The following is a 6,940-nucleotide window of genomic DNA, read 5'->3' on the forward strand; positions in this document are numbered from 1 at the left end:
TGTTGCTGCTGCCATGCCTTGAGTGCCGCGAGCTTGCCCTCGCGGAAGGTGCGAATGCCACAGGCTCGCCCGTTGTAACAGCCTTGCTCGGTCTCAAGGGCCGTGGCCAGGGCCGCGTCCAGCGCCAGACGTTCGGCGAGGGGGGCGACCAGATGCGCCGTCGAGGCCGAGATGATCACGACCTGATGGTTCTGCGCACGGTGCCAGTGAATTCGCTCCAGCCCCTCACGATACAGGCGCGGCATCAGCTCGGCATCGAGAAAGCGTGCCACCTCGGCATCGACCTCACTGACGGCGCGACCTGCCAGCGGGGCCAGCAGGTGAGTCAGGTGAGTCTCCATGTCGAGTTGACCGGCCGCGTAGTCCAGCATCTGTTGTGCCCAGATCGCGCGATATTCCTCGCCATCGGCGATCCAGCCCTTCGCGATCAACCAGTCGGTCCAAAGCCCCGTGGCATCGCCCTCGAGCAAGGTGTCGTCGAGATCGAAGATGGCAAGCCCTGTGATGTCATCCATGGGACACCTGTGACGTGGCGGCGGTCTCGTTACCGCCCAGCGCCTGAACCTCATCCAGATCGGCGTGCAGCATGACGCGCAGATGGCGCGGCAGTAACTGCCGAGCGCTGCGATTGAGGACATCGACATTCAGGCGCAGTCCCTGACAGTCCACCTCGTAGCGCACGATATTGCCGAGCAGCTGGTGGCGGCGAATCACCCCCGGGCAGCCAGGGCCGGCATTGTCCGGCAAGGGCTGGGTCGGGAAGTTGGCATATTCATCCTGCTGCCCCTGGGGGCTGGTGTCCGGTTGCAGATACAGCGCTTCCGGACGCAGTGCCACGCGTGGGCTGTCGCTCTCGTAGCCAAGCAGCGGGCGCGCCAGCTCGCGACCGATCAGATTGTAATGCCCCATGAAACCTGCCGCCGTGGCATCCACCGGGCGGGTATACAGCGACTCAGCATTGCCCTGTTGCAGGATGCGCCCCTGATGCATCAGGAAGATGCGGTCCGACAGCAGCAGCGCCTCCTCCTGATCGTGGGTCACGAACAGGGTGGTCAGGCCGAGGCTCTTCTGGATATCTCGGATCTGATCACGCAGATGGCGGCGGATACGTGCATCGAGTGCCGACAGCGGCTCATCCAGCAGCAGGATCTGCGGCTCGACCACCAGCGCGCGTGCCAGCGCCACACGCTGACGCTGACCGCCAGACAACTGGTGCGGGAAACGCTGCGCCTGATCGGTCAGCTCCACCAGTCTGAGCACCTCGCTGACACGCCGCTCGCGCTCTTCCGTGCGCACCTTCTTCATGCGCAGCCCGAAGGCCACGTTCTCCGCCACGCGCATGTTGGGGAACAGCGCATAGTGCTGGAAGACCATGCCGATGCCGCGACGCTGCGGCGGCAGCGACGTGATGTCGTGACCATCGACGATGATCTGGCCGGCATCGACATCATTGAGGCCGGCGATGGCGCGCAGCAGGGTCGACTTGCCGCAGCCGGAGGGGCCGAGCAAGGTGATGAATTCCCCGCGCGCGATCTCGGCCTCTATCTCGGCGAACACCTGGGTCTTGCCGAAGCTCTTGGCCAGGCCATTGAGCTTAAGGTAGTGCTGGTCGGCGGCGCGTTCGCGCAGGGCGCTGGTCAGAAGGCCGCCGGCGCTCTGGCTATCGAATGTGGTGGCGGTGTCGATGGCAAGCATCAGCGGTCCCCTCGGGGTGCGGAGTCTGACGACTGGTGACTGGTGTGGCGCGGCTCGGGGTCGGCGCTCGGCACCGGGCCGGGCAAGCCGTCGGTCATGGCGGTGGCCTGCGCCTCGTCGGGGTCATCCGCGGGCATCTCCTGCTCGGCGGGCTGATGATTGCCGAGCCAGGTCAGGATCAGGGTGAACACGAACAGGGTGATGACCAGGGCGCTGGTGAAGTGGCCGCTGGCGCCGCGGATATTGTTCAGATAGACCTGCAGGGTCTCGAAGCGGGTGCCGACCAGCATGTTGGCAAACACGAATTCGCCAGCCAGGAACGAGAAGGCCAGGAAGACGGCAATCTGGATGCCGACGCGAATATTGGGCAGTACGACTAGGAAGAACGCCTTGAGCGGACTCGCCCCCAGCAGTTGAGCGGCCTCCATCAGGGACGCCACATCCAGTGCGCGCAGGCTGTTGGCCAGGGCGCGGTACATGAAGGGCAGCACGATGGTGAAGTAGGTGGGGATCAGGATCCACGGCGTGCCGACGATGGCCAGCGGGCCGCCTGCGTAGAGCTGCAGCAGGCCGACCGAAGACACGATGGGTGGCACGGCGAAGGGCAGCAGGATCAACCCATTCATCACGCTATCCAGGCGCGGATAGCGCGTGTTGGCGAGAAACACCACCGGTACGATCAGCAGCAACGACAGTGCCAGCGCGCCGACGGCGACCAGCAGCGAGCGCCCGAATGCCGCCAGAAAACGCGGCGTGGTCCAGAGTTCCAGAAACCATTTCACGGTCAGGGCGTCGGGAGTCAGGCTGGCGCCCCAGCGTGTCGCCAGGGCGTAGAACAGCGTCGCGATCAGTGGCAGTGCCAGCAGTGCGAAGACACTGGTGACGATGAAGGTATAGACATTCACGCGGCGCAGGCGCGCCATCAGGCTGGGCAGCAAGGGCTTGCCGTGGCGATAGGGCAGTTCAGCGGGAAGTGACATGGTAGCTCCTGCGCATGAGCCATTGCTGAATCAGCGTGACGATGACGAGAATGACGACCAGCACCAGGGCCAGTGCACTGGCCAGTTCTGGCTGCAGGAACAGGTCTCCGGAGACCAGATTGGCGATGCGGATGGTCATCAGGTTGTAGCTGGTATTCACCAGCGCATAGACGGTGGCGTAGGCGCCCATGGCATTGGCGAAGAGTACGGTGAGCGTGCCTGCCAGGGACGGCCACAGCACCGGCAGGCCGATGTGCTGCCAGTAGGCGAGGCGGTTGGCGCCCAGCAGGCTGGCGGCTTCACGCCATTCCGTCTTCAGGGTGCTGAAGGCGGGATATAGCAACAGGATGCCCAGCGGAATCTGGAACCAGGTGTAGATGACGATCAGGCCGGTGCGCGAGTAGAGATTGAAGTTCTCGAGCAGACCGAAGCGCTCCAGCATCAGGGTCAGCATGCCGTTGGCGCCCATCAGGATGATGAAGGCGAAGGCCAGCGGGACACCGGCGAAGTTGCTGGTCATGTTGGTGAAGGCAATCATCATGCGCGTCAAGCGCGGACCACAGCGGTGCATGCTGTGACAGGTCACGGCGGCGATCGCCAGTCCCAGCACGCTGGACATGAAGGAGATCTCGAGGCTGCGCCAGATGGCCTGTCGGAAGAAGGCCGAGGAGGCGATCTCGTGAAAGTTGGCCAGCCCCCAGCCCGTGGGGGTCTTGAAGGCGCTGATCATCACCCACACCAGCGGCGCGATCTGGAAGGCGCCGAAGATCAGCGCAAACGGCAGCAGCCACATGACGGGGCTGGTCAGGCAGCGCTTCAAGGCGGCAGACATCACTAGAGGCCTCGCGTGGCAGCATGACTCGCCAGCAGCGACGGATTGCTCGCCTTGCTGTGCTCAAGTCCCAGCAGTGTGGCCAGGGTGCCGCAGAGCTCGCGTTGCTTGAGATCCGTCGCGACGCCATTGGCGAAGGCGGTGCCGAAGGTCCACAGCGGCACGCGACGCTCCTCTTCCAGCAGGCCGGAATGTGAGCGGTCGGCATTCATGCCGTGATCGGCGGTCACCATCACCTGATAGCCGGCTTCCAGCCATGCCGGCAGGTAGTCGGCCAGCGCGACGTCGGCATGCCGTGCGGCATTGCGATACTGCGGCGTGTCGCCGCCATGACGATGGCCGGCATCGTCGATGTTCATGCTATGCACCAGCAGGAAATCCGGGTCGTGACGCAGGCGCAGCATTTCGGCGTCACTGAACAGATGGTCATCCGGATAATGATCCTGCCAGTAGAAGATGCCCGCTTGGATGGCGGATTCCGGGTTGTCGAGCCAGCGATGGCGGGCCGGCACGAAGGGGGCCGCGACATAGAGTTCGCTGACCCAGTGATAGGCGGCGGCAGCCGTGCGCTTGCCTTGCTGGCTGGCAAGGTCGAACAGGCTGATGCCGCGTGAGCGACGCACGATACCGTTGTTGACGATACCTGAGTTGACAGGCAGCTCGCCGGTCAGCAGGCATTCATAGAGCGGGCGCGACATGGCCGGCAGCTCGCAGTCCAGTGATTGATACTGGCCACGGCCGGCCTCGACCAGGGCACTCAGATAGCCCATGGCATGATGACCCACGGCGTGGTTGAGGCCGTCGAGCACGACAAGAATGACACGCTGAGACATGGTGACTCCGTGAAGCTCAAGACGGCACCGCAAAGGCGATGCCGTCTATCAGGATGGTGCGCGCTCTGCTCGCGTGAAGCAGAGGCCGGGGATTACTGCTGGTGGATCAGTACCTGGGACTGCCACTGACGCGGCAGCTGCTTGGCACTGGCTTCCCAGCCCGCGAAGTCCTGAACTGGACGTGCATTGGCGTACTGCTCGTTGGGCAGCAGCTTGGCGGCGATATCCTCGGGCAGGGTGAGGTGCTCGGCGCGGATCGGACGGGCATAGCCCTTGGCCAGATTCAGCTGACCGGCATCGGAGAGGATGTACTCACGGGCCAGCTTGGCGGCATTCGGGTGCGCGGCATGCTTGTTGATGATGGTGGCGTAGCCGGAGGTGACGGAGGCATCAGACGGGATGACGACCTCGAAGGTGTCGCGGTTGATCTGATCGCGATAGTTCAAGGCATTGAAGTCCCACAGCAGGGCGACTTCGACTTCGCCTTTCTCCAGGTTGGCGATGCTCGGCTCTGCCAGTGACAGACGGCCCTGGCGCGCCAGCTCCGCGAAGACTTCCAGGCCCGGTGTCAGGTCGGATTCCTTGCCGCCATTGGCGAAGGCAGCGGCCAGAATGGCGTTGTTGGCCTGGGAGGCCTTGCCCACGGCGCCGACGGACACCTTGTAGTCACCTTCGGCGAGGTCGGCGAAGGAGGTCGGGCGCTCATCTTCACTGACCAGCGTCTTGTTGATCATGAAGGAAATGGTGCCGGTGTAGCCCAGTACCCAGTGGCCATCCTTGTCTTTGGCCCATTCCGGGATCTGCTCCCAGGTCGTGGTCTTGTAGGCCTGGGTCACGCCTTGCTGTACCGCGATCGGGCCGAAGGCGAAGCCCACGTCACCGATATCGGCGGTGGCGTTCTCACCCTCGGCCTTGAACTTGGCGACTTCCTCGGCGGAGCTCATGTCGGTATCGCTATGCGCGATGGAATACTTCGACTCGAGGTCTGCCCAGGTGTCCTTCCAGTTGGCCCAGCTGTCCGGCATGCCGACGCTATCGACACGGCCTTCGGACTGAGCGGCCTCGAGAAGGTCAGCCGGCATGTCGGCGGCACTGACGGAGGCACTGCCCAACAGGGCGGCCATGCAGGTGGAAACCAGCAGGCCGGTGGAGCGGGATGAGGTAGTGGCAATCGACTTCAAGGAGATTTCCCCAGTAGGTGATGAACAATCGCTGCTCTGAAGGTAAGGCGTGACGGGTATCAGGTACCCTGTCGACACGCTGAGAGCACATCCGGGTGCTCAGGTCATTGCTCAGGCCAGTTCTCGGATCATTGATCAGACCAGTGCTCTGCCAAGTGCTCAGGCAAGTGTCGAGACAGCCGAGGCTGTGTGGTCTAGTTCAGTTCGAAAGGCACGATCGACTCTAGCGCTCGCCTGTGACAGTTGCGTGTCGTCAACATGTCGTTGTCATGGCATGGGGTGACGGCTCTGGCTCTGTCTCCTTCATACCTTCTCCGTGCCTTCTTCGTGCCTTGCCGCGGGCCCCGGTCCTCGCTATCTTCCACAGCCATAAGTGTGCAAAGCAGGGCGTGCAAGGCATGAGTCAGCGCGTGATGACTGACCTGGCGTGGCAGCCAGAGTTGTGCTGTCACCGAGTTGTCACGCCAATGCCACTATTCTCCTCATGCGTGTCTCGACAAGCGTGTCTTGAAAAGTCGCACTGAGCTTTACGGGGCGTCTGAACTAGACCACAGAAATCGCTTCGCTCTGACCCTTTCCATCCTGGACGCTCTGGATGTCATGCAAGTGACTCGCCAGAAATTGCTGTCTTTCGTTACCTTTCAGGAACTTCGCATGCCTTCATCTTCGCTTGAGCCCCAGAGTGACGCCGCTTCATCGGCAACTCCTGACACGGATGTCCCCGTGGCAGGGCTCAAGGCCAGGCTACTGAACCATCTTGAGGCAGCGCCGCTACGCGCTTCACAGCGCCTGCCCTCCGAGCGCGAGATGATCGAACGCTTTGCCACGACGCGGGTCACCCTGCGCGATACCTTGCTGCAGCTGGAGGCGGAGGGGCGTATCTATCGCGAGAATCGGCGGGGCTGGTTCGTCTCGCCGCCACGACTGCGCTATGACTTGCTGGCGTGCCTGCCATTTCGCGACATGGTCGAGTCACAGCAGCGGGTGGCCAGCACCGAGGTACTGGCGGCAGGAGAAGTCGCTGCCAACGCGGTGATCGCGCGGCGGCTGGGGATTGCGGAGGGCTCAGTGGTCTATCGCATCACTCGCGTGCGGCGTATCGACGGGCGGCGCGTGCTGCATGTCTGCCATCACCTGCGACGTGACTGTTTCCCGGGCATCCTCGATTTCGACCTCGGTGCCCACTCCCTGACCGACCTCTACCGGCATGAATACGCCATTCGTGTCAGTCGCGTCAGCTTCGAGCTGGCCTCCACGGTGTTCGACGCTGAGGCCGCCGCCGCGCTGAACGCCGCGCAGGGCAGCCCCGCGCAGCGCATCACCCGCATCAACTTCGATCAGAATGGCCGCGCGGTGGACTGCGATGATGAACACTGGCGCCACGATGCCATCGAATTGACGCTGAGTGCCGCACCACAG

General features: G+C 63.2%; 7 protein-coding genes. 1 reads left to right on the forward strand and 6 read right to left on the reverse strand.

Annotated elements, in window-relative coordinates; translation table 11 throughout:
- The 6 genes from AC4FAH_RS11180 to AC4FAH_RS11205 all read right to left on the reverse strand — a co-directional run.
- Positions 1 to 515: HAD family hydrolase (locus tag AC4FAH_RS11180; RefSeq protein ID WP_490246040.1), on the reverse strand; the 515-nt coding region annotated here is incomplete at its 3' end.
- Positions 508 to 1,695 carry an ABC transporter ATP-binding protein gene (locus AC4FAH_RS11185; protein ID WP_213114439.1) on the reverse strand — a complete coding sequence of 396 codons (1,188 nt, stop codon included), beginning with the start codon at positions 1,693 to 1,695 and terminating at the stop codon, positions 508 to 510. The genes AC4FAH_RS11180 and AC4FAH_RS11185, both read right to left, overlap by 8 nt.
- Positions 1,695 to 2,675, reverse strand: coding sequence for an ABC transporter permease (locus AC4FAH_RS11190; protein WP_490246041.1), 981 nt, complete (start codon positions 2,673 to 2,675; stop codon positions 1,695 to 1,697). Before AC4FAH_RS11190 ends, AC4FAH_RS11185 begins: the two co-directional genes overlap by 1 nt.
- Positions 2,659 to 3,507: an ABC transporter permease gene (locus AC4FAH_RS11195; protein ID WP_490246042.1), complete on the reverse strand. Its 849-nt coding sequence runs from the start codon at positions 3,505 to 3,507 to the stop codon at positions 2,659 to 2,661. The genes AC4FAH_RS11190 and AC4FAH_RS11195 overlap by 17 nt, the downstream gene beginning before the upstream one ends.
- A gap of 2 nt (positions 3,508 to 3,509) precedes the next feature.
- Complete coding sequence (locus AC4FAH_RS11200) at positions 3,510 to 4,340, reverse strand: alkaline phosphatase family protein (RefSeq protein WP_284726995.1); 831 nt, start codon at positions 4,338 to 4,340, stop codon at positions 3,510 to 3,512.
- A gap of 92 nt (positions 4,341 to 4,432) precedes the next feature.
- The gene (locus tag AC4FAH_RS11205; protein ID WP_225996643.1) at positions 4,433 to 5,521 is read right to left on the reverse strand and encodes an ABC transporter substrate-binding protein; all 1,089 of its coding nucleotides are present in this window, start codon (positions 5,519 to 5,521) and stop codon (positions 4,433 to 4,435) included.
- Positions 5,522 to 6,175: 654 nt separating this feature from the next.
- Here AC4FAH_RS11205 and AC4FAH_RS11210 point away from each other — a divergent pair.
- The coding region (locus AC4FAH_RS11210; protein WP_490246043.1) for a UTRA domain-containing protein at positions 6,176 to 6,940 on the forward strand (765 nt) is incomplete at its 3' end.

This window comes from Cobetia sp., from assembly GCF_983723665.1.